The organism is Helicobacter ailurogastricus (assembly GCF_001282945.1).
GTDB lineage: Bacteria > Campylobacterota > Campylobacteria > Campylobacterales > Helicobacteraceae > Helicobacter > Helicobacter ailurogastricus.
This window is the reverse complement of sequence record NZ_CDMG01000002.1, coordinates 166,701-190,154: the sequence shown is the minus strand read 5'-3', so window position 1 is coordinate 190,154 and position 23,454 is coordinate 166,701. Positions and strand designations below refer to the sequence as shown.

General features: G+C 47.1%; 25 protein-coding genes. 16 read left to right on the top strand and 9 right to left on the bottom strand.

Features of this window, described 5'->3' with window-relative positions; translation table 11 throughout:
* Positions 1 to 3 precede the first annotated feature (3 nt).
* From HAL07_RS01015 to rimP, 10 genes are all read left to right on the top strand, one after another.
* Positions 4 to 1,257 (top strand): outer membrane beta-barrel protein, encoded by a 1,254-nt coding sequence (locus HAL07_RS01015; protein ID WP_053941054.1) that lies wholly within the window; start codon positions 4 to 6, stop codon positions 1,255 to 1,257.
* 9 nt (positions 1,258 to 1,266) lie between these two features.
* A complete protein-coding gene (locus tag HAL07_RS01010) occupies positions 1,267 to 2,595 on the top strand; it encodes a M23 family metallopeptidase (RefSeq protein ID WP_197271573.1) in 1,329 nt (442 codons plus the stop codon).
* 4 nt (positions 2,596 to 2,599) lie between these two features.
* Positions 2,600 to 3,196: a septum site-determining protein MinC gene (gene minC, locus HAL07_RS01005; protein ID WP_082346371.1), complete on the top strand. Its 597-nt coding sequence runs from the start codon at positions 2,600 to 2,602 to the stop codon at positions 3,194 to 3,196.
* Positions 3,193 to 4,101, top strand: coding sequence for a UDP-3-O-acyl-N-acetylglucosamine deacetylase (lpxC, locus tag HAL07_RS01000; RefSeq protein WP_053944800.1), 909 nt, complete (start codon positions 3,193 to 3,195; stop codon positions 4,099 to 4,101). The genes minC and lpxC overlap by 4 nt, the downstream gene beginning before the upstream one ends.
* Positions 4,102 to 4,195: 94 nt before the next feature.
* Entirely contained in the window at positions 4,196 to 4,594 is a 399-nt protein-coding gene (locus HAL07_RS00995) for a hypothetical protein (RefSeq protein WP_233702554.1), read from the top strand.
* Positions 4,595 to 4,643: 49 nt separating this feature from the next.
* A complete protein-coding gene (thrB, locus tag HAL07_RS00990) occupies positions 4,644 to 5,534 on the top strand; it encodes a homoserine kinase (protein WP_053944798.1) in 891 nt (296 codons plus the stop codon).
* On the top strand, positions 5,524 to 5,784 hold the full coding sequence (locus HAL07_RS00985; RefSeq protein WP_053944797.1) for a DUF448 domain-containing protein: 261 nt from the start codon (positions 5,524 to 5,526) through the stop codon (positions 5,782 to 5,784). Before thrB ends, HAL07_RS00985 begins: the two co-directional genes overlap by 11 nt.
* Positions 5,781 to 8,429, top strand: coding sequence for a translation initiation factor IF-2 (gene infB / locus HAL07_RS00980; protein WP_053944796.1), 2,649 nt, complete (start codon positions 5,781 to 5,783; stop codon positions 8,427 to 8,429). The genes HAL07_RS00985 and infB overlap by 4 nt, the downstream gene beginning before the upstream one ends.
* A complete protein-coding gene (gene rbfA, locus HAL07_RS00975; protein WP_053944795.1) occupies positions 8,429 to 8,773 on the top strand; it encodes a 30S ribosome-binding factor RbfA in 345 nt (114 codons plus the stop codon). Before infB ends, rbfA begins: the two co-directional genes overlap by 1 nt.
* A complete protein-coding gene (gene rimP, locus HAL07_RS00970) occupies positions 8,770 to 9,240 on the top strand; it encodes a ribosome maturation factor RimP (RefSeq protein WP_053941617.1) in 471 nt (156 codons plus the stop codon). Before rbfA ends, rimP begins: the two co-directional genes overlap by 4 nt.
* A 4-nt stretch (positions 9,241 to 9,244) precedes the next feature.
* Here the strand turns inward: rimP and HAL07_RS00965 are convergent, their stop codons facing one another.
* Positions 9,245 to 9,457: a tautomerase family protein gene (locus HAL07_RS00965; protein WP_053941616.1), complete on the bottom strand. Its 213-nt coding sequence runs from the start codon at positions 9,455 to 9,457 to the stop codon at positions 9,245 to 9,247.
* A gap of 98 nt (positions 9,458 to 9,555) precedes the next feature.
* Between HAL07_RS00965 and rpmE the strand changes: the two genes are divergently transcribed.
* The 6 genes from rpmE to selB are packed head-to-tail and all read left to right on the top strand — an operon-like array spanning position 9,556 to position 14,998.
* The gene (gene rpmE / locus HAL07_RS00960; protein WP_006017939.1) at positions 9,556 to 9,759 is read left to right on the top strand and encodes a 50S ribosomal protein L31; all 204 of its coding nucleotides are present in this window, start codon (positions 9,556 to 9,558) and stop codon (positions 9,757 to 9,759) included.
* A gap of 1 nt (position 9,760) precedes the next feature.
* Positions 9,761 to 10,600, top strand: coding sequence for a 16S rRNA (cytidine(1402)-2'-O)-methyltransferase (gene rsmI, locus HAL07_RS00955; RefSeq protein ID WP_053944794.1), 840 nt, complete (start codon positions 9,761 to 9,763; stop codon positions 10,598 to 10,600).
* Positions 10,601 to 11,275 carry a TrmH family RNA methyltransferase gene (locus tag HAL07_RS00950; RefSeq protein WP_053941614.1) on the top strand — a complete coding sequence of 225 codons (675 nt, stop codon included), beginning with the start codon at positions 10,601 to 10,603 and terminating at the stop codon, positions 11,273 to 11,275.
* Positions 11,272 to 12,345: a hypothetical protein gene (locus tag HAL07_RS00945; protein ID WP_053941613.1), complete on the top strand. Its 1,074-nt coding sequence runs from the start codon at positions 11,272 to 11,274 to the stop codon at positions 12,343 to 12,345. Before HAL07_RS00950 ends, HAL07_RS00945 begins: the two co-directional genes overlap by 4 nt.
* Complete coding sequence (locus HAL07_RS00940) at positions 12,342 to 13,163, top strand: hypothetical protein (RefSeq protein ID WP_053944793.1); 822 nt, start codon at positions 12,342 to 12,344, stop codon at positions 13,161 to 13,163. Before HAL07_RS00945 ends, HAL07_RS00940 begins: the two co-directional genes overlap by 4 nt.
* Positions 13,160 to 14,998 carry a selenocysteine-specific translation elongation factor gene (selB, locus tag HAL07_RS00935; protein ID WP_082346430.1) on the top strand — a complete coding sequence of 613 codons (1,839 nt, stop codon included), beginning with the start codon at positions 13,160 to 13,162 and terminating at the stop codon, positions 14,996 to 14,998. Before HAL07_RS00940 ends, selB begins: the two co-directional genes overlap by 4 nt.
* On the opposite strand, the gene HAL07_RS00930 is transcribed toward selB, so the two are convergent.
* From HAL07_RS00930 to HAL07_RS00895, 8 genes are all read right to left on the bottom strand, one after another.
* Entirely contained in the window at positions 14,976 to 15,983 is a 1,008-nt protein-coding gene (locus tag HAL07_RS00930; RefSeq protein WP_053944792.1) for an SMP-30/gluconolactonase/LRE family protein, read from the bottom strand. The two genes, selB and HAL07_RS00930, sit on opposite strands and share 23 nt — an antisense overlap.
* Before the next feature lie 125 nt (positions 15,984 to 16,108).
* Complete coding sequence (locus HAL07_RS00925; RefSeq protein WP_053944791.1) at positions 16,109 to 16,690, bottom strand: hypothetical protein; 582 nt, start codon at positions 16,688 to 16,690, stop codon at positions 16,109 to 16,111.
* 88 nt (positions 16,691 to 16,778) lie between these two features.
* Positions 16,779 to 17,303 carry a tetratricopeptide repeat protein gene (locus HAL07_RS00920; RefSeq protein ID WP_053944790.1) on the bottom strand — a complete coding sequence of 175 codons (525 nt, stop codon included), beginning with the start codon at positions 17,301 to 17,303 and terminating at the stop codon, positions 16,779 to 16,781.
* An 82-nt stretch (positions 17,304 to 17,385) separates the two neighbouring features.
* A complete protein-coding gene (locus HAL07_RS00915) occupies positions 17,386 to 18,192 on the bottom strand; it encodes a tetratricopeptide repeat protein (protein ID WP_082355792.1) in 807 nt (268 codons plus the stop codon).
* Between the two features lie 82 nt (positions 18,193 to 18,274).
* Positions 18,275 to 18,904 (bottom strand): SEL1-like repeat protein, encoded by a 630-nt coding sequence (locus HAL07_RS00910; RefSeq protein WP_053944788.1) that lies wholly within the window; start codon positions 18,902 to 18,904, stop codon positions 18,275 to 18,277.
* On the bottom strand, positions 18,894 to 20,063 hold the full coding sequence (locus tag HAL07_RS00905) for a restriction endonuclease (protein WP_053944787.1): 1,170 nt from the start codon (positions 20,061 to 20,063) through the stop codon (positions 18,894 to 18,896). The genes HAL07_RS00910 and HAL07_RS00905 overlap by 11 nt, the downstream gene beginning before the upstream one ends.
* A gap of 278 nt (positions 20,064 to 20,341) precedes the next feature.
* Positions 20,342 to 22,306 carry an FUSC family protein gene (locus HAL07_RS00900; RefSeq protein WP_053944786.1) on the bottom strand — a complete coding sequence of 655 codons (1,965 nt, stop codon included), beginning with the start codon at positions 22,304 to 22,306 and terminating at the stop codon, positions 20,342 to 20,344.
* Positions 22,307 to 23,398 carry an Mrp/NBP35 family ATP-binding protein gene (locus tag HAL07_RS00895; RefSeq protein ID WP_053944785.1) on the bottom strand — a complete coding sequence of 364 codons (1,092 nt, stop codon included), beginning with the start codon at positions 23,396 to 23,398 and terminating at the stop codon, positions 22,307 to 22,309. It abuts the gene before it with no gap.
* Positions 23,399 to 23,454 lie beyond the last annotated feature (56 nt).

The following is a 23,454-nucleotide window of genomic DNA, read 5'->3' as shown; positions in this document are numbered from 1 at the left end:
TTGATGAGAATTTTTTTGGCAATGGGTCTTGTGTGGGCTGGGGTGCAAGCCCAACCTTTGCCCGCTTTAGTGGCTGTTTCCGACATGCTTGAAGAAGACCCGCACATGGGAGGCTCTGAATACAACCTCCAGCCCTATTTATTCCCGGAGGGTCCATTGCAACAGCCCCAACAATACCGACAACACCTGCAGCCTAGACAAACCCAACAACAACCCACACAGCCCCCCCAGCCCCAGCGTGCTAGAAACCAAAAAATCCCTACTCCTAAAACCTTCTCTAACCGACCTAAGCCAACCCCAAAAACCCAAGAAACCCAAGAAGATGCCCTGCATGTCGTGCCCTCCAAAGTTTTAGAAGACACGCAAAGTAAAGACTCCGATCGTTTGCACGAACTTGATGAAAAGATCAAAACCCTTAAAGGGCAGATCAAAGACCTTGGCGGTAAGCCTGAAACTAAATACGAATACGCCAAAGACTACCTAGACAAGCATTTTAAACATGCCAAAAAGGGCGTGCGTGCTAAAAAAGCAGCGAGCTATAAAATCGCTAAAGAAAAAAGCGGGTTTTTCTTGGGAGGGGGATGGGGGCTTGGCATGATCGATGAATCTTACAATAGCCAACAAGCCAAAAGCGTGGCGCTAGGCATCCCCCAGCAACAAGAGATGTTTAAAAAGTTGCCTAAGTTGAGTGGGGCAGCGAATATGATGAATGTAGAGCTGGGCTACCAGCAGTATTTTAACCCCTATTTTGGCACCCGTATTTATGGGGATTTGCTCTTCATCCCCGGATTTGCCAACTACACCACTTTGAATGGCGACACGGCTTCTAGGGGTTTTGGAGGCTTCTTTTATGCGCTGGGCTCGTTAAACATGGACATGCTCTTTGACGCGCCCCTAGAAAAGCAAAAAAAGCACTTCATCGGGGCGTATGCGGGCTTTGGGGTGGGTTTGATGATGTTAAAAGACAAGAGTTACACTGCTTTTAGGCAAGTGGTGCAAGAGGGTTATACCAGCCCTGAAACGCTGTGGCGCACCCTTGTGCAGGTGGATTACACCATCAATTTAGGCGTGGCCTTCACCTACAACCGCCATTTGCGCTTTGAAGTGGGGACAAAAATCCCCCTCACCTACTTGCGCTTGGGATTTGAAACTCCAGCCACCTATAAAAGCAAGGGCAACGGCCAACAGCTTATCAGCGAAGACACAGGTTTTAAGCGCAGCAGTTTGCTTGTGATGAATGTTTTATATGTTTTCTAGGGGGGATCGATGTTGTGGCGCATAGTTTTAACGGTGTTGTTAGTGGCGGGGGGGTATTTGAGTTACAATTACGCCATCACCAAAAAAAACACCGCAAATATTTCGATCACTATGAAAGTGGCTGCCCCACAACCCAGCGTGGTGGAAAACCCCACGCACTGGAATTTAAAATCCACCATCCAAATCAATTTAGAAAGCCCGTCTAAAATCCGCTCTTACCACATTAAAACCACCACCAGCGACCATTTAGTCGTGTATGACAAAGACCAAATTGTTTTAGATGAGCCCACAAGCTTGAGCTTTGAGTTGCCCAAACCCACCATCCAGCTAAACGACCAAACCAGCTTGCACTATGAAATCCAAGTGCGGGATTGGAGTTACGCTAACTTTTTTAACGGCAATACCAGCGTCAAAACCTTTGATTTAGTGCTAGACACCACGCCCCCTAAAATCCAAACCATCGCCCAGTCGCGCCACATCACCTATGGTGGAAGCGCGTTGGTGATTTTTAAAGTCCAAGAGGATGCGCTCGATCGGGTGTGGTTCAACAATGGTTTTGAGGATTTTAAAGTCTTTTCATTTGTGAAAGACGGCTACTACATCGTGATCTTCCCTTGGTCTTTGCGCCACCGCACCTTTGAGGGGCAGATTTTTGCTAGAGACAAGGCTTATAACACCACAAGCTTGCCTTTAAGATTGATCAAAAACACTAAGATCCCCATCCGTGAATACACCATAGACTTAAGTAAAGATTATGAAAATAAACAAAGCGCCCTAGAAAGTCTCCAAGATTTCCACACATTAAATGCGAGGCTAGGCATCCAACAAACCATCCAAGAAGATTTAAAAAAAATCTTAGTCTATGAACCCAGTGCCTTTAAACCCTTTAGGCCTTTAGGCAATAAACCTAGGGTCTTGACCCTTTTTGGCACGCACAGAATTTACACCTTTGGCAAAGAAAAATTAGGGGAATTTACACATTATGGCGTGGATTTCTTTGGCAGACACTCTAAAATCTTAGCGAGCAACGCGGGTCGGGTGGTCTTAGAAGAGGAGATCGAAAGTTATGGCAAGAGTACGCTTGTGTCGCATGGTCTAGGGGTGTATGCGATGTATGGGAGTTTGTCTGCGTTTTTGGCGAAAAAGGGAGACACTCTAGAGCCTGACAGCGTTTTAGGTTTCAGTGGCCAAAATAAGACCAGCAAGCACGACCACGTGCATTTTAATATTTTAATCCAAGGGGTGCCGGTTTATCCTAATGAGTGGATGGATGCTCACTTTATCAACAATATCAATGACATCATCCAAGAGGCGCAATACAAAATCCGGGAGAAATGAGGCAATGCTAAAAACAAGACAAAAGCAAGTCCGCTGTTTTGAGCTGGAGGGAGCAGACAGCCAAGAGTATTTAAAATTTATTGACAAAAACGCCCCCTTGTTGCAAAATTACCTGCTTTTGTTTAAAAACCCTATCCCTCTTGAGGTGCAACAGAGCTTGCAAAAACACGAGTTGGTTTATATCTTCAGCCCTAAAGAGCTCAAGGGCAAAGCAAGCGACAACGCTATGATCTATGAAGCTTTAGAGCTTAAAGAGCAAGAGCCACCCAAGCCCCAAAGCCCCCCTATAAGCGTGCAAATCTATGAAAGGCACATCCGCAGCGGGGAGGAGATCGACAGCTCTTGTAATCTGCTCTTTTTAGGCAACATCAATCACGGGGCAAAGATTTACACCGAACAAAATATCAGCGTTTATGGCAGATGTGAGGGGATCATCATTTGCATGGGGGTATATATGGTGCTCAAAAATGTCTATTCTGCTCACATTGTTTTTCAGGGTAAAATCTTAAGCCAAACACACTTGGAACGCATTAATGAGAACACTAAATTAAAACTGATTACCAAAAATGGCGATATAGTTACCATAAAGGACATTACATGAAACAACAAACAATTGCTAAACAAGTCGAGTTAGTCGGGATCGGATTGCACAAAGGTGTGCCGGTCAAAATGGTCTTAGAGCCCATGCCAGCGGGTAGCGGGGTTATTTTTAACCGCTCTGATTTAGGGGTGGATATACCCTTAGAGCGCACCCATGTGATCGACACCACGATGGCGACCACTCTAGGCAGCCACTCCAACCCGCAGGCGCGCATTTCCACAGTAGAGCACCTTCTATCTGCCATCAGTGCTTATGGGATCGACAACTTAAAAATCCGTGTTGATAATGAGGAGATTCCCATTATGGACGGCTCTGCCATCGCCCATTGCATGCTCTTAGACGAAGCGGGCATCGCCGAGTTAGAAGCCCCCAAACCTTTTATGCGCATCACAAAAGAGGTTAGGGTGGAAGAGGGGCCTAAATTCGTCAAAATTAGCCCGGATTCTTCGCTCTCCTTTGATTTTGGTATTGACTTTTCCCACCCGGCGATCGACAAACAACACTACCGCTTCGCTTTTTCTAGACACGCCTACAAGGAGCAGATCGCTAAGGCAAGGACTTTTGGCTTTTTACAAGAGGTGAATTACTTGCGCTCCATCGGCCTAGCAAAGGGGGGTAGCTTAAATAACTGCATTGTTTTAGACGAACATGGCATTGTCAATAAAGAGGGCTTGCGCTATGAAGAGGAATTTGTACGCCACAAGATCTTAGATGCCATGGGGGATTTGGCCTTTTTGGGCATGAGCGTGGTTGGGGCTTACCAAGCCTATATGGGCAGCCACAAGCTCAACGCCCAGCTTGTGCAAAAGGTGTTGGAGAGCCGGGCTTATGAGATTGTCTATCTAACTCCAGCCAAGAGCTCTGAACAGACCCAATCTTTGGAAATGGTGCACGCCTACCATTAAACCACCCAAAAGCGCGCCAAGAGGGTGCTCGATTCTCATTCTTTCTTTGCAAGAACCCGTTAGAGTCGGTGCTTATGATTCGGGTGGGGGTCTTTTGCACACTTTTGAGGTGTATAAGCGCACAAATATCGCTCTAATTGAAATCTTTGAGACCTTGCTAGAGTGGCTACAAGCGCAAGACCTCACCATCCAAGCCCTTTACTATGTCAAAGGGCCCGGCAGCTTTATGGCGATGAAACTCACGCACATTTTCGTGCATGCGTGGGTGCTTTTAAACCCCATGCCCTTGTACTCCGCTCTAGGCTTTGCCTTCAATGAAAACACTCCTATAAAGGCCTTTGCCAAATCCTTTTATGTGTGGCAAAACCAAGAAGTGGCGTTAAAAACCTTTGAAAACCCGCCCATGTGTTGTGAAATGGCCTTGCCTCCCATTTTAGACCCCCTTGTTTTCACAACAGACAACCAACCGCTGTATTTTTTGCCTCCCGTTTAAAGAATTTGGATATAATGGATCGAATATAGATAGAAAATCAGGAAGTGGATTGGTTGTTAGTGTGCCTGCTACGAGTGCAAACTTAGGTCCGGGCTTTGATTGTTTGGGCTTGGGTTTAGCGTTGAAAAATCGTTTTAGCGTTGTCCCTGCCGCATTCACTAGCATTAGAATCCAAGGTGAGGGCGAGGGGTTTTCTAAATTCTTGGTAGATAATATTTTTGTTAAGATTTTTAAAGAAACCTTGGCGCAAAAGGGGATTAAAGAAAATTTTGAGTTTTCTTTTTACAACTCCATTCCCATTTCTAGGGGGCTTGGGAGCAGCTCGGCGATCATTGTGGGGGCCTTGAGTGCTGCCCATCATTACTTGCATAACCACCTCAACAAAGAAGAGATTTTAGACGCGAGTTTGGTTTATGAGGCGCACCCAGACAATGTAACCCCTGCCGTTTTTGGAGGGTTTAATGTGGCTATGGTGGAAAAAGTCGGCGGACGGCTCAAGGCTTATCATCTGCGCACAAAAATCCCAGATTATCTAAAAGCCGTGGTTGTGATCCCTACACACTCGATTTCAACTAAGTTTGCCCGCCAAGCCTTGCCTAAACGCTACAACAGCACCGACGCGATTTACAACCTCTCCCGCTCTAGCCTCATGGCAATGGTTTTCATGCAAGAAAAATGGGAGCTGTTGCGCCTAGTCTCTAAAGACCGCTTGCACCAAGATAGGCGCATGCGCCTTTATCCCGTGCTCTATGGGGTGCAAAAGTTAGCCCTCGAAAATGGAGCACTGATGAGTACGCTCTCAGGCAGTGGCTCGTCTTTTTTTAATCTTTGTTACACCGAGGACGCGCCCAATTTGCAAGCAAGGTTACAAAAAAAGTATTATAATTTTAAAGTTGTGGTTTTAGATTTTGACAATGAAGGAGTGCAGGTTGAGGACTAGTGCCTTTTGTTCTAAAAATGCCATGCGTACATGCGTGTGTTGCCGTAAGTGTTTTTCACAGGCCACCCTTTTACGCTTTAGCGTGCAAGAAGGACACATTGTGCGCTTTAGTGGTGTGGGGCGCAGTTTTTATGTGTGCCGCGCGTGCCTGGATGACAAAAATCTTTTAAAACAGGTGTTAAAAACCAAAAACACCCCCAAAGACAGACAATATTTGCAAAGCTGGTTAGAGGAGATCAGGACAAAATGAGCGGTATTCCTTTAAAAGATCTTGCGTTAGAGCTTGGGCGCACCGATGTGAAAATGGTGATTGAGGAGGCAAAGGAATTATTGGGCTTGAGCCTTAAGCCCAATTCTAAACTAGACGAGGAAACCGCTAGTAAGCTTTACGACCTCATCACCAGCAAGAACACCCCCCCCACGCCCAAAGCCCCCACTAAAAAAGAGCCAGCCCCAAAAGCACAAGAGATTCAAGAAAACCCCAGTGCGCCTAAATTGGAAACCAAACAGCCCCAAACAGCCCCCAAGAAGCGCAGCATCGAGATTGTCAGCACAGGCGAAAAACCCAAGAAAAATTCCCCAGCAACCCCCAAAAAGGTGCAGAAAAAAATAGAAAAAGTGGAGAAAATAGAGGTGAGGGCGCAAGAGCCCAAGCCACAAGCAGAAGCCACGCCCACGCCCCCACCCCCCCCTCCACCACCCACCACAGAGCCGCTTTTAAGGCGCACGAGGGGGATTCGCATTGTCAAGCGCACTGACCAAGAGGAAGCTGCTCTAGCTAGGGCAGCAGCTCGGGCGAGCGTTTCAAACACCCAGCCCAAAGAGCAACCAAAGCCTAAAAAATCCGTAAAGCCCGTCAAAAGCACCGCCAAGCCGGGGGCAAAGAGTCGCGCGCACAAGCTAGACTTCTCCCAAGAGAGGGGTTTTAACGATCTTTATGAGGATGAGCAAGATGAGGTCATGCTCTTTGACTTCCATGTCAAGGACCTTGAAGAAGAGAATCCCGAAGAAACCGCCCCTAAACCTCTGACCGATCGGGTTAAAATCCAGCGTAAAAACCCGTGGATGAGCGAGGGGGGGATTCGCCGTTCGACCAAAAAGAAGCGGGTTTATCGCCCTGACAACGCCCAAAAGAGCGTGCAAGCAAGCATCACCATTTCTGAGGAAGTACGGGTCTATGAGTTTGCCGAAAGCGCAAATCTCAACCTTGCCGATGTGATTAAAACCCTGTTTAATCTAGGCATGATGGTGACTAAAAACGACTTTTTAGACAAAGATGCCATTGAGATTTTGGCCGCAGAGTTTGGCTTAGAGGTGGCGGTGGAGAGCACGCAGGTTTTCGTAGAGGAAGCCACACAAACCGAGCAAACCGAGCAGGATTTGAGCGAGCGCGCCCCTGTCGTCACCATCATGGGGCATGTCGATCACGGCAAAACTTCTTTGCTAGATAAAATCCGCAACCAAAGAGTGGCGGGCAGTGAGGCGGGGGGGATCACCCAGCACATCGGGGCTTACATGGTACAAAAGGGCGATAAAAAAATCGCTTTCATCGACACCCCCGGACACGAAGCCTTTAGCCAAATGCGCAAAAGGGGGGCACAGGTTACTGACATTGCGATCATTGTGATCGCTGCCGATGATGGGGTCAAGCCCCAAACCATTGAGGCGTTTAAACAAGCCAAAGAAGCGGGCGTGCAAATCATCGTGGCGATGAACAAGATCGATAAAGAAAACGCCAATGTGGATAAACTCAAGGCAGAGTGTGCCGAGCTTGGCTTTAACCCTAGAGATTGGGGCGGAGAGTTTGAGTTCATCCCCATTTCGGCTAAAACAGGCGAGGGCATCGACAATCTCTTAGAAACGATCTTGATCCAAGCTGAGATCATGGAGCTTAAGGCATCGCCTAACACCACGGCTAAGGCAGTGGTCTTAGAGGGCAGCGTGGAGAAGGGGCGGGGGGCGGTGGCGACCGTGATCGTGCAAAATGGGACGCTCAAAGTGGGCGATCCCGTGGTCGCCGACATCGCCTTTGGCAAGGTGCGCACCATGACAGACGATCAAGGCAAAAACATTAAAGCCCTAGGCCCCTCAGAGGTAGCGGTGATCACGGGGCTTAGTGAAGTGCCGATGGCAGGCTCTGTCTTAGTGGCGGTGGATAGCGAAAACACCGCAAGGAGTTTGGCGCACAAAAAGGCAACTTATTTGCGCCAAAAAGCCCTAAGCAAGAGTACAAAAGTGCATTTAGATGAACTGGCTTCTATGGTCGCCAATAAAGAATTGCAAAACATCCCCATTGTGCTCAAAGCCGACACGCAAGGCAGCCTAGAGGCGATCAAACACAGCCTGTTGGCCCTTAACAATGAGGAAGTGAGCTTGCAAGTGATTAGCGCGGGGGTGGGCTCGATCAGCGAGAATGATTTAAGCCTAGTGGCGAACAACCCCCACGCTTTGGTGCTGGGCTTTAACATCCGCCCCACGGGCAATATCCGTGTTAAAGCCAAAGAGCTTCGCGTGGAGATCAAGACTTACAGCGTGATTTACGCCCTCATCGATGACATGAAAGCCCTTGTGGGCGGACTGATGAGCCCCGTTGTGGAGGAGGAGGACACAGGCCAAGCAGAGGTGCGAGAGACCTTTGTGATCCCCAAAGTCGGCACGATCGCCGGCTGTATGGTGGTCGATGGGGTCATCAACAAGGGCATCAAAGTGCGCCTAATCCGTGAGGGCGTGGTGGTGCATGTGGGTAAAATCGTGTCCTTAAAACGCTTTAAAGACGATGTGGCTGAGGTTTCTAAGGGCTATGAGTGTGGGATCATGCTCGATCGCTACAACGATGTGCGGGTGGGCGATGTCTTTGAGAGCTTTAAAGAAATTCATAAAACAAGGGTGCTTTAATGGAGAATATCCATGCCAAACGCCTAGATGCGGGGCTTTTAGAGTATTTACAAGAGGCTTTGAGCGCACTAGATGACCCCCGCTTAAGCGGACTGACTTTAACAAAGGTGCATTGCTCGAAGGGCAAATACCACGCCCAAGCCTACATTGATGGGGTGTTTTTAAACGCAGAGGAGAGAGCTGAAAGTCTCAAGGCCTTAAAGAAGGCGACCTCCTTGCTTAAGGCGCACGTTTTGCAAGTGAGTGGGTGGTTTAAATGCCCAAATTTTGTCTTTATGATCGATGAAAGCTTAGAGCAACAGCAAAGACTCGATGCACTCTTTGCGCGCATAAGAGCTCAATGATGGATGTACTGGCACTAGAGGAGATTTTAGAAAAGACCCTAGAGGGCATCGACTGCGCCCTTTACGATGTGGCGTTTTTAAAAGAAAACCAAACCGACATTTTAAGAATCAGCATTAAGGCGTTAAACGGCCCTACAAGCCTAGATGTGTGCCAAGAGGCAAGCCTTCTTCTCTCTCCGCTCTTAGATGTGCATGCCCCAAACTTAGGCCCTTACACTTTAGAGGTAAGCTCCATGGGGCTGGAGCGCACCCTTAGCAAACCCCGCCATTTCGCCTTGTCTTTGGGCGCATTGCTTGAATGCAAGCTCGTGGATAACACCCGCTTAAAAGGAGTGTTAGAGAGCGCACAAGGCCAAGAGATCGTGTTAAACATTGAGGGCGTTTTAACCCCCCTAAGCCTAGATAAAATCAAGAAGGCCAAGACGATCTTCGAATTTGAAAAGGCTAAACGCCAAAACAGGGGCTAGGGTTTTACTTTTTGGTGCTTTGGCGAATCTCACGCACGCTTTGCCCGCCTATGCCCCAATTATCAGGACTCAACTCTTCAATAATGACAACCGTTGTGGCTCTATTTTTGTTTAAAACCTTTGCCAACAACTCTGTTGCCCCCTCAATGAGAGCCTTTTTTTGCTCGGGCGTTACCAGGGTGTTTTCCTCTGTGATTTTGATATTCACAAGGGGCATGGGCATCCTTTATTTTAAAATTGCACTCCATTTTAGCAAAACCATAAAAACTAAGCAAAGATTAGCTATAATCGGCTAAAACCTTGAGGAGATTTAGTTTGAAAAAAGGCATCCACCCTGAATATGTACCATGCAAGGTTACCTGCGTAACAAGCGGCAAAGAAATTGAAGTTTTAAGCACCAAAAGCGAGCTAAGAATCGACATTTCTAGCTTTTGCCACCCTTTCTACACTGGTAGCGACAAAATCGCCGACACCACCGGGCGCGTAGAACGCTTTAAACAAAAATACAAAATGCAATAAATTGCTCACTCTCAGCGCAACCCCTATTGGCAACCTAAAAGACATCACTTGGCGGGCTTTGGAGGCCCTAGCCGGCTGTGGTGTGTGCTTGTGCGAGGATGTAAGAGTTGGCAAACGGCTCTTGTTTTTACTCAAGGAGCAGGCTTGGGCGACTCCCCTAAAAAACGCCAAACCCAAGTGTTTTTTGCCCTTCCACTCCCACAACCAAGAGACCTTTTTGCGCCAAACTCCCCCAAGTTTCTTTACAGAGCAAGAGGTTGTGTTTATCAGCGATGCGGGCATGCCCTGCGTGAGCGATCCGGGGGCTAAATTGGTCGCCTTTGCCCAAGAGCATAGCATCGATTACGAAGTGTTGCCCGGGGCGAGTGCGTGCGTGGGGGCGTACAGCGCAAGCGGATTTGAGAGTGCGGGGTTTAACTTTGTGGGCTTTTTGCCCCCAAAGGCTAAGGATCGTTGCGCTTGTTTGGCAAAATTAAAGGGGCAGACGGGGGTGTTTGTGTTTTACGAAAGCCCGCAGCGACTTTTAGACACGCTCGCAGACCTGAGTGCGCTTTTTAGCCACTCTTATTTATTTGCCACAAAAGAAGTGAGTAAATTACACGAACAGCGTTTTAAAGGCTCTGTACCACAAGTCGCCGCCCAGCTCAAGGCCTTGCACGGGTCTAAAGCGTTGCTTGGCGAGTGGGTTTTGGTGTTAAATTGCCAAGAAGAAGCCGAGCCCAGTTTGTCTTACACGCAAATCATGCAAATGTCTTTGCCCCCTAAGATCAAGGCGAAGTTACTAGCCCAGCTCACCCACACAGCCCCTAAAACCCTTTACGCCCAAACTTTAGAGGGTTAAATGGTCGTTTTTGGCAAACAAGTGGTCCTACACATGCTTAAAAACCACCCTAATACACTCCAAGAAATCTATTTAGCCAAAGACATCGACCCCAAGACCTTTAGCCTATTTAAGGCCATCAAATCTCCCATAGTGCGCCTAGACTTTAAAAAAGCCCAAGCGATGGCTAGGGGGGGTAACCATCAGGGCTTTTTGGCAAAAGTGATCCCCCCCGTCCTAAGCGATTTAGCCACGCTCAAAACTTACGACCGCTTGTTAGTGCTGTGTGGCCTTAGCGATGTAGGCAATGTGGGGGCGTTGTTTCGCAGTGTAGCGGCTCTAGGCTTTGAGGGCGTGGTGATCGATCGCCCTTTGCCCTATGAGGGTTTGGTTAGGGCGAGTTTGGGTGCGCTCTATGGCGTGCCTTTTTGCGTGTGCCCTCATCTTTTGGATGCGATTTGTGAGCTTAAGGGGGCGGGAGTGGTGTGCTATGGGGCACACCTAAAGGGCGAAGATGTGCGCCGGGTTGCTTTCGCGCCCCGTTTGGCGGTGTTTCTGGGGGCTGAGGGGGAGGGCTTGGCATCAAGGATCGTTAAAAAAATGGATGGTTTGTTGCACATTTGTATGCAACAGGCCACAGACTCCTTAAATGTGAGTGTAGCAGGGGCTATTATTATGGATAGGGCAAGAAAATGAACGAACAAGAAAACAAATTAAATGAAACTTTGGCGTTTTTGACCCAAAAGGGCATTAAAACGATTGCGCAAGACACCAAGCTTGCAAACCCCAAGATTCGAGCCATTTTAGAAAAGGACTTTGGCGCTGTGCAGAGAGTGCATGCTGTGGGCTTTTTACAGATTTTTGAAAAAGAGTACGGCGTGGATTTAAGCCAATGGCTAGTGGAGTACGACAAAAACGCCCCCTTTGACAAATCCAAGAGCACCGCGCCACTAGAAACCACAGAGAAACCCAAAAAAGAAGAACCCCCCACAGCCAAAGCAAAATTAGAGAGCGCGCCAACACCTCAAGAAAAACGCCAAGAGCCACGCCAAGAGCCCAAGCCCACACAAGAGAGCCCATCTCCCTTTTTAGACACCAAGAGAGTGGGCGAACCCATAGCCCACAGCCCACAGCCCAAAACCTCTAAGTTGTATTTTATTTTACCCCTTGTGCTTGTGATAGGGGCTTTGGTCTTTTATTTTGGACAACATGGATTCCAAACACAAACCAACGCAAGCCCAGAAAGCAAAGCACAAACCCCCACGCCTAGCAACAATTTAGAGTCTGAGAGCAAAGCTGCCACAACGCCCCAGCCAAGTGCAGAAACCAGTGCGCAAAAAGCCGCACCAAGCACGCCCAGCACAACAAATGGCGAAGAAACCCCAAAAGACACGGCGCAACCAGCCACCACCCCTAAAGAAGACACTCCCCAAACAACCCCAAGCACAGAGCCGGCAAAGAGCGCCCCAAGTGAGGCCAAAGAAACGGAATACCCCACAATCCTCATCACTCCAAAGGGGGATTTGTGGGTAGAGACCATTGATCTAAAAACAAAACAAAAAAACCAAATGGTCTTAAAAGAGCCTTTTACCCTCGACACACAGGGGCATAGTTGGCTCTTAGCCTTTGGCCATGGGCACTTGTCCGTTGAGTCGGGGAACAAACACTTAGACTTTAACCGCACCCAACCGGTACGGCTTTTATACACCCCCAAGAGGGGCTTTAGACGCTTGAGCCTAGCCCACTACAAAGAACGCAGTCAGTGAGGGGATTTTTATTTGGCGTGCTTTTGTGCGCCCTCTTAAGCGCCGATGTGCTCGATGTTAAAATCAAAAGCCTCATGGATCGCTCGTTTTACCAAACCAACCAAAATTTTATCCGTAGGATTTTTGAGGATCGGGCCGCTTTTTATGATCAGGGGGCGTTGCGGATTAGAAAAGTGCTGGTGGCTCTTAAAGACAATGGGCTTTTGCCCTTAAAATTTGACCGCCCCGCTTTGTTGCAGGTGCGTTTTGTTGCCAAGACTTCCCCCCTACTCTTGCTCAAAACCATCCAAAGCGTGTTGTCTTCTATGGGGTATGCCTATTTCAGCGTGTTGCAAGTGCAACGCCAAGAGGACACCAGCAGCGCCACTTTTAGCTTAAACACCGAATACGCTCTAGACCCCACGCTCGCGGCTAAACTCTTTGCCAAATACGGCTTTAATCTTGTGGATTTAGAACGCAAGAGCCTAAAAGATTGGGCCTACTCTTTTAGCGTGCAAACCCCCCATCTAGCCCACGCCACGCCCCTAATCCCCACAGGACACGCCCTAGAGCTTAAAGAGATCAGTGGGGAGTATTGGCTAGACATCACCAGCCCCGGGCGTTTATTGGTCTTTGCCAATGCTTCTCTTTGGCAGCCGCAGGTGAGCTTGTTTGATGCGTCTTTACACATCATCAAATACATGGCCGCTGAAAACCCCACAGAAAAGATTAGCTTGCACATTGGTGATAAAGTCCGCTTTGTGCGGGTGAGCGATGTCAATAATCCCCTCGTGCTAAAGGGGGGGATTAAAGTTTTATTGCAGCCCACACGGCATTGACCCCCCCTTATTTTCTTTTAGGCACTTGTGGGCATGTCGATCACGGCAAAAGCGCGCTCATCAAGGCTTTAACGGGCTTTGAGGGCGACACCAGTGCGCACGAAAAAGAGAGGGGAATCACCATTGATCTGAGCTTTAGCAGTTTAAAAATGCCGGGGCGCACTCTAGGCTTTATTGATGTGCCCGGACACAAAAGCCTAGTTTCCACCATGGTGGGGGGCAGTTTTGGTTTTGATGCGGGGCTGTTTGTTGTCGATGCCAACGAGGGTTTAAAAGAGCAAAGTCTTGAGCACGCTTTGGTACTCTCTTTATTAAAAATCCCCTGCATCTTGGTGCTCTCTAAGGCGGATAAATGCCTTAATATTGAGGCCACAAAGGAAGCCATCTGCCATGCCCTAAAGCCCTACCACCTAAACATTTTAGGGGTGTTGGCGTGTAGTGTCTATGATTTAGAAAGTATCCAAACCCTCAAAGACTTTTTAAACACCTACCCCTTTAGCAAACGCCAAGCGGGCTTGGATTTAGAGCAACTCTTTAGGCTCTATGTCGATCGGGTGTTTGTGTTGCCCGGGCGTGGGGTGGCAGTGAGCGGGAGCGTGTGGGGGGGGTGCGTGCAAAAGGGCGATAAGCTTTTAATCGCGCCTTTAAACCAAGCGGTGGGGGTAAAAACCTTGCACCAGCACGGCCAAGAGGTGCAAAAAGTCGGCTTACACGAGCGAGTCGCCCTGCAACTGCAAGGGGTTAAAGCCCAAGATTTAAAGGTGGGGATGCTTTTAACCACTAAGGGGTATTTACGTGGCTTTGACAGGCTAGATGTCCTGCTTGGCACCTATGATAAAGACCCGCTCAAGCACAACCAAAGCGTGGGCGTGCAAATTGGCACCCACAAGCTAAACGCGCGCGTGTTGGTGTTGGAATACCCCTACGCCACTTTGGTATTAGATGCGCCCGTTTTTGCGTGCTATTTAGACACAGCCATCATTAGCATTAACCAGCGGGTGTGGGGGGCGGCGAAGGTGTTAAACCCCATTGTGGATTTGCTTAAAAAACCTGTAAAGCTACCCCTGCTTAAAGCTCTAGCTCAGGGGGATTTAAAAACAGCCTTTAGTCTGCTTGTGAGGGCGCATAAAAAGGGCTTTGGCCTGCTCTCTTCCATGCAACGCTTTGGTTGCACGCAACAGCACGCCTTAGAAATCGCTAGAGATTTGAAAGGTGTCTTGCTCGATTCAAGGGACTTTGTCCTTTACCCTCAAGAAACCCTTAAAAATGTGATCCATACGCTCAAAAACATTTACGCTAAAAACCCCCAAGCCCTTTTAAGCGCAAAAAGCCTCAATTCTAAACACAGCTACATCAGCCCCCACTTAGCCAACTTGGCCTTTGACATCTTAGCCAAAGAAGGGTTGTTAAAACAAGAGCGGGGGCTGTGGCTTTTAGCCGGGCTAGAGCTAGACAAGTTGCAAGATAAACTGCAAGAGAGGCTTTATAAACTGCTCTTAGAGGGGCAGCTCACCCCACAAGCCCCCTACAACCTTTACGACCACCTAGACATTGAACGCCAAGTGGGCGATAACGCCTTAAAAGCCCTGTGCCAGCAAAAAAAAGTCATTAGGCTTTGCCACAATGTTTTTATTGCCCAAATAGCCCTCACAAAAGCACTAAAGGCCATGCTAGAGATTTTGCGTGTCAGTGGCTATTTGGATGTCCAGCTCATCAAAGACAAATTAGGCCTTTCGCGCAAATACGCCATCGCCTATTTAGAGCACCTAGACAAGCTAGGCTACACACACAACCAGCAGGGGCGACGCACCCTCAAAAATCCGCCCCAAGTTTAAAGACATACAGATTAGAAGCAGAGGTTACGAATAAAAGCGGGGGGCTATCTTCTGCTGCAAAAACTTGGTGTTGTTGCAAGATTTGCAAGGCCTTAGGACTCAAGCTAAAGGCCAGATTGCTCACCACTTGGGGCAAAATGATTTCACCCAGCATTTTGCCATTCGGGTTAAACACAGAAATCCCATGCCCATTGCTCACCCATAAGTTCCCATGCGGATCGACTTTAATCCCATCGGGAAAACCCGGCTGGATTGTGGCAAAGACACGGGGATTTTGCAAATCCCCATTGTTATCGATGGTGTAGGCGAGGACTTGGTGCTTCAGCTCTTTATTTTTAGGGTCGTGGGCTAGCTCGCTGTCGGCGACATACAAAGTTTGGTTGTCTAGGCTTAAAGCGATTCCATTGGGAGTTTTTAATAGCGGGGTGTTTAAGCGTTTGATCTCATGCGTGGCTGGGTCGTAGCGATAGACATATTCGCCTTCCTTTTCTTGTGTGTTGTGCCAAAATTTGGGGTCTGTGAAGTAAATACGCCCCCTGCGATCGACACATAAATCGTTGGGGCTGTTGAACTTCTGCCCATTGTAGCGATCGACAAGCACTTTCCAGTGCCCTTTTTCTAAGCGCTCAATCCCCCCTTTGCCGTAATTTGTGGCAAGCAGCCGCCCCTGCCAGTCTAGGGCGTGTCCGTTTTGTGGCCCGGCGGGGGTGAACCACGGGCGGACTTGAAAATGCGTGCCATCTCTTTGCACCAGTAAGGCTTCATTGGCACGCACATCGCTGATGGCCACATCGCCATTTGCCAAGACCTGCGGGCCCTCTAGCCACCTGCCCTTATCGTAGAGAAGTTGGGGCTGCTCTTTGGTGTTGATAAGCCCGCTAAAGGCCTTGTTGTAAACTTTATAAGTCGCCTCTTGTGCTTGCAACAATCCACACAACAACCCCACCAAAGCCAAAAACCGCCACTTTTTTAACGCAAAGACCATGTCTGTCCTTTATCATTGATAAAACTCCTATGATAACACAGATTAGCCCTTAAACACATATCCCCCGCTTTTTAAGGGCTTGTGTCCCAAACTTAAAGTCAGCCCCTTAAAGCCCAATGGCTTGGTTAAAGGAACAAATAAAGTAAAGAGCCGAGGATGAAACCATTAAGTACAGAAAGGAGGCACACTATCAAGAGACAAATCAACCGAATAAAAAATCTGTAATTGATGCCAGAAAAAAGGTTGTAGCCGCTAGAGTCAATAACCCAAAAAACAAAGACGAAAGCTAATGCGCCTTTGAACAAAAGAGCATCAACACTAAGATTAGAGGGATTAAGAAGGTGTTTAATGCCATAGTACAACGACTCGCCGTGTTCCACAGTGATGCCAGAGTGTTCTATGTGCTTGATGAGGAATGAGTCGCAGATTAGAGCCATTATAATGCTTAAGGACAATGCTATAGTGGTTTTCAAGTTTTTAATTATAAGGATGTCATTCTTATTTTTTAAGAAAAAATCTGTAATGGTCACAGCAACTAGGCCAATGAAGAGCTCCATGGTAGCAAAAGCAATTTTTAATGGCAGAGAAACACCACTGCTATCCATTATCCATACAATGACTCCTAAAGCCACCACTACCCCCACAATCCAAAGAACGACTTCCATCATAAATTTTTTAACATTCTCTTTTAACATGCCAACTCCCATTATTCATGCTTATTGTCCCTCCTGCTACCTACAACCGTGCCCACTCCACCCCACCATTAAGCAACTTAACATTTTTACCTGTCTTGCTCTATTGGCCTAAATCACCCGGTGATATGCCAAATAGATTTAAGAACGCCCCTGCTGCACACTGAGTCTCGTAGGAGTTTTGGTGTCTTTCAATTCTTCTCACCACATCTCTTGCGCTAGTGTTTCCTAATCGCGCAGCTTTCCTAAGATATGCCAAACCTTTTGAACAATTGACATCAGTGCCTTGACCACCTAGATACATCTCACCAAGTGCCTCATAAGCTACTCCAGCCACTTCAGCATTGCGTGTATGTGTGGCTTTTTCAAAACAGTCAAAGGCTTGGTCGTAATCTTTATCTACACCCTCTCCCCTACCATACAACACACCCAAACCTAAATATCCTACAGCACTCCCCATATCTGCTGCTTTTTGAAAGTTTTCAAAGGCTTGCTCATAGTCTTGGTTTTTGTAGGCATCCCATCCTTGTTGTACGATTCTATCCGCTTGACCGGCATAACAAACCCCTAACGCCATTGCCAACAACAAGATCACTTGCCACACACGCTTTTTCAACACAACTAACATTTTTGCTCCTTGTAAGGTTTTATTTTGAAATCCACTTTTGAAACTTGGCATCATGAAGTTTTAAGCTTCATTCTTTAAGGGGCTAGGGCTTTAAATTGTTACAACCTTGTTGGTCTCCCAAATCACAAGCCTTTTTAAAATACTGGTCTGCCATTTCTTTATCTTGACCCACACCATAGCCTTTTTTATACATCACTCCCAAATTGTAATAAGAGAAAGCATTCCCCATCTCTGCAGCTTTTTGGTAGTATTGCAGAGCTTTAGAGTAGTCTTGCTCAACCCCTTTGCCAATGTTATACATTATCCCCAAACTGTTATAAGCATCAGCATTCCCCATCTCTGCAGCTTTTTGGTAGTATTGCAGAGCTTTAGAGTAGTCTTGCTCAACCCCTTCGCCCATGTCATACATTAATCCCAACTTGTTATAAGCATCAGCATTCCCCATCTCTGCAGCTTTTTGGAAGTATTGCAGGGCTTTAGAGTAGTCTTTTGCAACCCCTTCACCTTTTGCATACATCAATCCCAAGTCGGTATAAGCATTAGCACTCCCCATTTCTGCCGCTTTTTGGTAGTATTGTAGGGCTTTAGAGTAGTCTTTGGCAACACCTTTGCCATCGTTATACATTAATCCTAAATTAGTATAAGCCTCAACAACTCCCATCTCTGCGGCTTTTTGGAAGTATTGCACAGCTTTGAAGTAGGCTTTCTCAACCTTTTCGCCTTGTGTATACAACACTCCCAAAGTGTAATAAGCCCTAGCATCCCCCATATCCGCAGCTTTTTGCAAGTATTGCAGGGCTTTAGAGTAGTCTTTATTCTCATCGTAAGACTTTGCCATTTTGTAATACTCATCTGCCTGACTATTGGCATAACAAACCCCTAAAACCATTGCCAACAGCAAGACCACTTGCCACACACGCTTTTTCAACACAACTAACATTTTTGCTCCTTGTAAGATTTAGATTTGAGATTTAGTTTTTTGGGGTTTGGTGCAACCAGACCCCAAGTTCTTTTAGCTTTTCTTGGGCTGTTTTATTGCCCAATTCTGCGGCTTTTTTAAAAAAAGCCTTTGCCCTTTGTGGATCTAACTCTGTTCTTGAACCCACCATACAACTCCATGAGCTTTCATAAAAACAACCTAGTTGTAATAGGGCATCGCCTAATGCACCATGCACCCATCCGTGGCTGGGATAATCTTTTGGCATAATAGCTTCGAGGTTAATTTCTCCTGTTTGCTTGCTTAAATCTAAAACAGCACTGCGCGATATCTGAGAGATTTTTTGATCCAAAGACCGTTTTTCATACTCATACAGAGTAACGAGGATTTTTTCGGCATGCAATACCTTTTTGCTCTCATCACTAGCTCCCTGTATGTTCCCCATACGGATAGCCTTTTGGCAATAGTTGATGGCTTTTTCAGGGGATTGCTTGAGCGATCCACTGCCAGTTGCATACCCTTCGCACAACTTCAATGCATCATCAAGACTTTCAGATTTACTATTTTTACAACCATAAAAGCTAGTAGCCATAAAACCCATCATTGCAAACGCAATAAAACCAATCCGTATTAATTTGTTACCCCTAGTCAATCTAAAAATCATTTTTCCTCCTGATCTCACACTTACTCACCTTGTCCATGTTGGCTGAGGGTTCTAGCACCTCATAAAACACCCGCTCATGCTCTTCTTGATCCTTTTGACTCCTGATAAAATCAATGGCATCTTGGGTGAGCAATTTAGAGCTATTGAGCACGACAATGTTTTTAAAGAAACATCGCTTGTATTGCCCATAGTCATCTCTCAACAAATGGTTTTTATAGCCGCGACAATCCTCTAAAAACTTTTCTAAACGCTCGCGATCGACTTTGTGTGTGCCCTCTGGATTCCAGTTGATGCACTGCACCAAGACAATTTGTTTGTCTTTTCTCAAAACCAAATGAATCCTCGTGAAGGCTAAAATCTCGCCTTCGCGCGCCTTGTTTGCGCTATAGTCTTTGACGCTAAACCCCTTACCTGCATAGTGTGCCTTGACGGCATTTCTGTATTTTGTGGCGTAATCTGTGTCTATTTCAACGCCTTTCTTGTGTTCTGTGATTTTAAAATCCACCCGCAAATCTTGGGCGTGATCCTTGATAAATTGCCACGCCTCTTTTTCTAGCACAGGGCTAGAGAGCACCAAAAGTCTTTGGCAATTTTTGCCTCGATACTGGGTTTTCTCTAGGGCATCGCAACTTGTCAAAAACGATTTGACATAGTCCAAACCAACACAATAACCCGTTTCTAAATTCCAGTCTTTGCACTGGATCAAAAGCACCTCATCGCCCTTGGTCAAAATGAGATCGATTTTTTGATCACTCTTGCCTAAATCGCGGTGAAAAATGGGGTCATAGCCATTTTTGGCATATTCTTTAGCGATAAACTCTTCGTATGTGCTGCCTTTTTGCATGTTTTTAGTTCCTTGATTGCCTCTTTCATCAAAATACCCATGGGGTTTTTCGCAACTAAACTTTGCCAAATCATTGAGCGCATGCTCTGCGTGCGCGTCTTGAGGGTTGTTTTCAGTGCATGGGGGGTTGTTCTCCTTTGTCGTTTCTATAAAGGCGTTCTTGTTGTGCTCAACTCTATCGCTTGGGGTATGGTTTGTGTGTGCTTCTTGGGGGTTTTTAGGGCTAGGCGTGGGGGCTACATCTTCGGATGACCATTTGTTTAAAAAGATGAGACAAACGCCTAAAACGCCTCCTGCAAGGATGAGCCAAATCACAGGCACACCCTAAGGGCTGGAAAATAAATAGGGGGGTATTGGCGAAAAGTTTTAGTGCAAGGGTCTAGCTTGCTGTGCGCGCTGTGGGGGGGGGGGGGGGGGTGAAAATAAAGGCAAGTTTTTAAGGTGCATACAAAGTCCCAAAGTCAATTTTAATGGCTTGCTGTGTCAAAGACAAAGGCGCATTATAGCATATTTTTTGTAGTGGCTGCCACTTGCTAAAGGACCTTAAACCCCAGCTTCAAGCTAGCCCCTAACCGATCCTTCAAGACGAGCCCCTAGTATTTAAACACATACGCCAGCTCTTCAAAGAGCTTGTTTTGGGCAAAAAAGATGGTTTCTAATAAGTTGTCTAGCTCGCTGTCAATTTTTAAGAGCCGCCCGCCCTCTTTAGCTTTGAAATAGTGGGGTTTATTGTGGAGATAGTTTGACATTTGGGTATAGCGGTTTAAGAGCAGCTGGGTGTTGTTGTCTAACAAAAGTTGTTTTTCTTCAGGGAGGCTCACATTGAGGCAATAATCATAAAGGCGGTAACTGCAAGTGTCTAGCATGTCTATGGATTGCAACCCCCTTAAGAGAGCGTCTAGGGTGTTGGTGTCCGAGGTCTCCGCCCTTGCGCTCTTTAAGCACAGCCTAAAGGCATCTAGCTGTTTTAAAAAGGTGTTTTGGGTGCTTAGGGCGTGGGTCTTGTGCTGGCTGGCATCTTCTAGCAGACAGCGCAAGGTGGCGACCAAGTGGCGCATGTGCTGGATAAATTCGTCTTTGTCGTACTTGGGCCACACAAATAAAAACACCACATAGACAATCCCAATGCCAAGGGCCAAATCCGCTACCCTAAAGGCGACCATATCCACGAAGTCCTGCCTAAGCAAAGAAAAGCACAGCACGAAGGCAAACATGAGCGCAGCCGACCATATCGCGTAAGAATACACCCTAAGATAGATGAATAAAAACACGCCCAACACTAAAAAGCCATCAAACACCACGCTTTTGGAAAAGAGCCACACCACGAGCAATCCCAAAGCCAGCCCCACCGCCGAGCCTAGCACCAACTCCACTTGCACTTCTTTGGTGCTGCCTAAGCTAAAGCGCGAGACCAAAAGGGTTGCCATGGCAATCCACATGCCATGGTTAAAGCCAAAATAGCGGGCGATGAAGACAGAGATTCCCATGGCTAGGGCGTATTTAGAGGCGTATTGAAAAATGGGATTCTTGGTGTTGAGGGCCTTAATGATGTGCTCTAAAGAGGGCTTATGTATAGGGTCTGTTTGCTTGGGTTGCTTCTCCCCGCCCATGATGAAGATTTGCATTTTATTGTAAATAATGGCAATGGAGTGCTGCAAGACTTTATCAAGCTCTGGGCTTAGGGCGTTGAGGGCTTGCTTTTGGATTTGCAGGTCTTGTTTGGTGAAAATGTTGGAGAGGATTTGTAAGTTTGTGCGGATTTCTTGGCGCACGGAGTCTAGCTGGCCTAACTCCCCATAAATGGAGTGGATGGAGTGGTAAATCTCCTCTAGGGCGTGTAACTGAAAAAGGGCCCTTTGGAGGTTGCGCACAGCGAGCGGGTCTTTAATGCGCCCCGAGCGAGAGGTTAAAATGATTTTTGTGTTGTGGATTTGGGCCAAGACTTGGGTTTTAATGTGGGTGTAGTCGCTGGGGCTGTCGATGTATTGCAGCATTAAATCCATACTTGAGAGTAGGGTTGAAAAGCGTTTTTTGATGAAGTAGCTGTATTTAGACACCATGACAAAGGATTGGATCAAAATGCTCAAAGTGCCGAGCATGAGAATCATTGAAAGGGTTTGTTTCAAATCTAGCGGGGCGTGTGCATCCACATACAAACAAGTTACAAGCCCATTAGACAAAGCGGCGTTGCAAACCTTGTGTAAGTCTAGGCTATAAGCGGTGGATATGCCAACAAGAAAGGTCATGACAAAGATGGGTACACACAGCCACACCCCAAAATGCGCCATGGGGTAGAATAACAGCACATTGATACAGCTGATAGCAATGAACACCACGAAATAGTAGATTTCGTGTTCTTTGTCGCTAATCACAAGGCTTAACGCGTAGATAAAGACGGTTTGAAAGCCCGCCCAAATCACAATCGCATACCCAAAGAAAAACGCCCCTAGCCCTGCACAAAGAAAGGTGGTTAAGGTGGTTTTGAGGGCAAAGATGAGGCTAAAATAGCCCGGGTCGTAAAGGTGGATCGTGCGCTTGAGCTGGGCTAAGAGAGCCATTTAGCGGATGGTGGGCTGGATGTTTTTATTGTCGGCTAGATTTTGCGCCGCAACTTGGCTTAAAAAATCTAAGAGCTTGCTAGCGGCCTGGTTGTAGGCTTGGCTAATGACAGATTTAGGGTTTGCTACACTAATGGGCATGCCGCTATCGCCCCCCTCTCTTACTTGCACTTCTAGGGGGATTTGCGCCAGCACTTGGGTTTTATACTGCTTGGCAAGCGTGTTTAAAGTGTCCTTGCCAAAAATGTGGCTCTCGTGCGCGCAGTTGGGGCAAATAAATCCGCTCATGTTTTCTACAATCCCGGCAATGGGGATTTGTAAGCGCATAAACATGTCTAAGCTACGGCTGGCATCATCTAGGCTTACGGTCTGGGGCGTGGTTACAGTCAGCCCTGCACTGATGGGCACGGCTTGGGCTAAAGTGAGTTGTGCATCGCCTGTGCCCGGAGGCATATCCACAACCAAAATGTCTAGCTCACCCCAAATGATGTCGGTGAGCATCTGCTCGATGGCGCGCATGAGCATGGGCCCGCGCCAAATGAGGCTTTGGCCTTCTTCATACAATAGCCCCATGCTCATCACCCGCACCCCAAAGGCTTCTAAGGGGACGAGTCTTTTACCGCTAGGATCGGTGGTGGGGTTGGTTTGCATAAGCCCTAGCATTCGAGGCACATTAGGGCCATAGACATCGGCGTCTAAAAGCCCGACTTTTTGGCCCTGCCCGGCTAGGGATATGGCTAAATTCACGCTCGTGGTGCTTTTACCCACGCCCCCCTTGCCTGAGCTAATCATCACTACATGTTTAATGTTGGGGGCGAGGTTTTTTGTGGCTTGCTCTAGGGTTTTGTCTCTCTTGGCGGGGGTTTTGATGTCGATGTGGCAAGTTAGCCCCAGCTCTTGCATTTTAGTTGTGATCTCTGTCCTTAAAGTCTGTGCCACCTGCTCGGAGCTTGAGGGGATGTCTAGCAAAAGGGCGAGTTTATTCTCGTGCAAAGTGATGTTTTTCACAAAACCAAAACTCACAATGTCTCTTTCAAAATTAGGATAAATCACCTTTTTTAAGACATCCAGCACCTTATCCTGTGTAACCATTTCTTTCCTTAAAAATAAGCTTGTTTCAACATTTTATACTCAGTTTTTCTTAATTT

What these genes read in the sequence shown, in the direction of transcription:
- HAL07_RS00910 (WP_053944788.1), bottom strand. Translation starts at nt 18,904, where the DNA reads ATGATTTTTAGATTGACTAGGGGTAACAAATTAATACGGATTGGTTTT.
- lpxC (WP_053944800.1), top strand. Translation starts at nt 3,193, where the DNA reads ATGAAACAACAAACAATTGCTAAACAAGTCGAGTTAGTCGGGATCGGA.
- HAL07_RS00915 (WP_082355792.1), bottom strand. Translation starts at nt 18,192, where the DNA reads ATGGTTTTAGGGGTTTGTTATGCCAATAGTCAGGCAGATGAGTATTAC.
- minC (WP_082346371.1), top strand. Translation starts at nt 2,600, where the DNA reads ATGCTAAAAACAAGACAAAAGCAAGTCCGCTGTTTTGAGCTGGAGGGA.
- HAL07_RS00945 (WP_053941613.1), top strand. Translation starts at nt 11,272, where the DNA reads ATGAACGAACAAGAAAACAAATTAAATGAAACTTTGGCGTTTTTGACC.
- HAL07_RS00900 (WP_053944786.1), bottom strand. Translation starts at nt 22,306, where the DNA reads ATGGCTCTCTTAGCCCAGCTCAAGCGCACGATCCACCTTTACGACCCG.
- HAL07_RS00950 (WP_053941614.1), top strand. Translation starts at nt 10,601, where the DNA reads ATGGTCGTTTTTGGCAAACAAGTGGTCCTACACATGCTTAAAAACCAC.
- HAL07_RS00930 (WP_053944792.1), bottom strand. Translation starts at nt 15,983, where the DNA reads ATGGTCTTTGCGTTAAAAAAGTGGCGGTTTTTGGCTTTGGTGGGGTTG.
- HAL07_RS00925 (WP_053944791.1), bottom strand. Translation starts at nt 16,690, where the DNA reads ATGGGAGTTGGCATGTTAAAAGAGAATGTTAAAAAATTTATGATGGAA.
- HAL07_RS00895 (WP_053944785.1), bottom strand. Translation starts at nt 23,398, where the DNA reads ATGGTTACACAGGATAAGGTGCTGGATGTCTTAAAAAAGGTGATTTAT.
- HAL07_RS01015 (WP_053941054.1), top strand. Translation starts at nt 4, where the DNA reads ATGAGAATTTTTTTGGCAATGGGTCTTGTGTGGGCTGGGGTGCAAGCC.
- rimP (WP_053941617.1), top strand. Translation starts at nt 8,770, where the DNA reads ATGATGGATGTACTGGCACTAGAGGAGATTTTAGAAAAGACCCTAGAG.
- rbfA (WP_053944795.1), top strand. Translation starts at nt 8,429, where the DNA reads ATGGAGAATATCCATGCCAAACGCCTAGATGCGGGGCTTTTAGAGTAT.
- HAL07_RS01010 (WP_197271573.1), top strand. Translation starts at nt 1,267, where the DNA reads ATGTTGTGGCGCATAGTTTTAACGGTGTTGTTAGTGGCGGGGGGGTAT.
- infB (WP_053944796.1), top strand. Translation starts at nt 5,781, where the DNA reads ATGAGCGGTATTCCTTTAAAAGATCTTGCGTTAGAGCTTGGGCGCACC.
- HAL07_RS00965 (WP_053941616.1), bottom strand. Translation starts at nt 9,457, where the DNA reads ATGCCCCTTGTGAATATCAAAATCACAGAGGAAAACACCCTGGTAACG.
- HAL07_RS00920 (WP_053944790.1), bottom strand. Translation starts at nt 17,303, where the DNA reads ATGTTAGTTGTGTTGAAAAAGCGTGTGTGGCAAGTGATCTTGTTGTTG.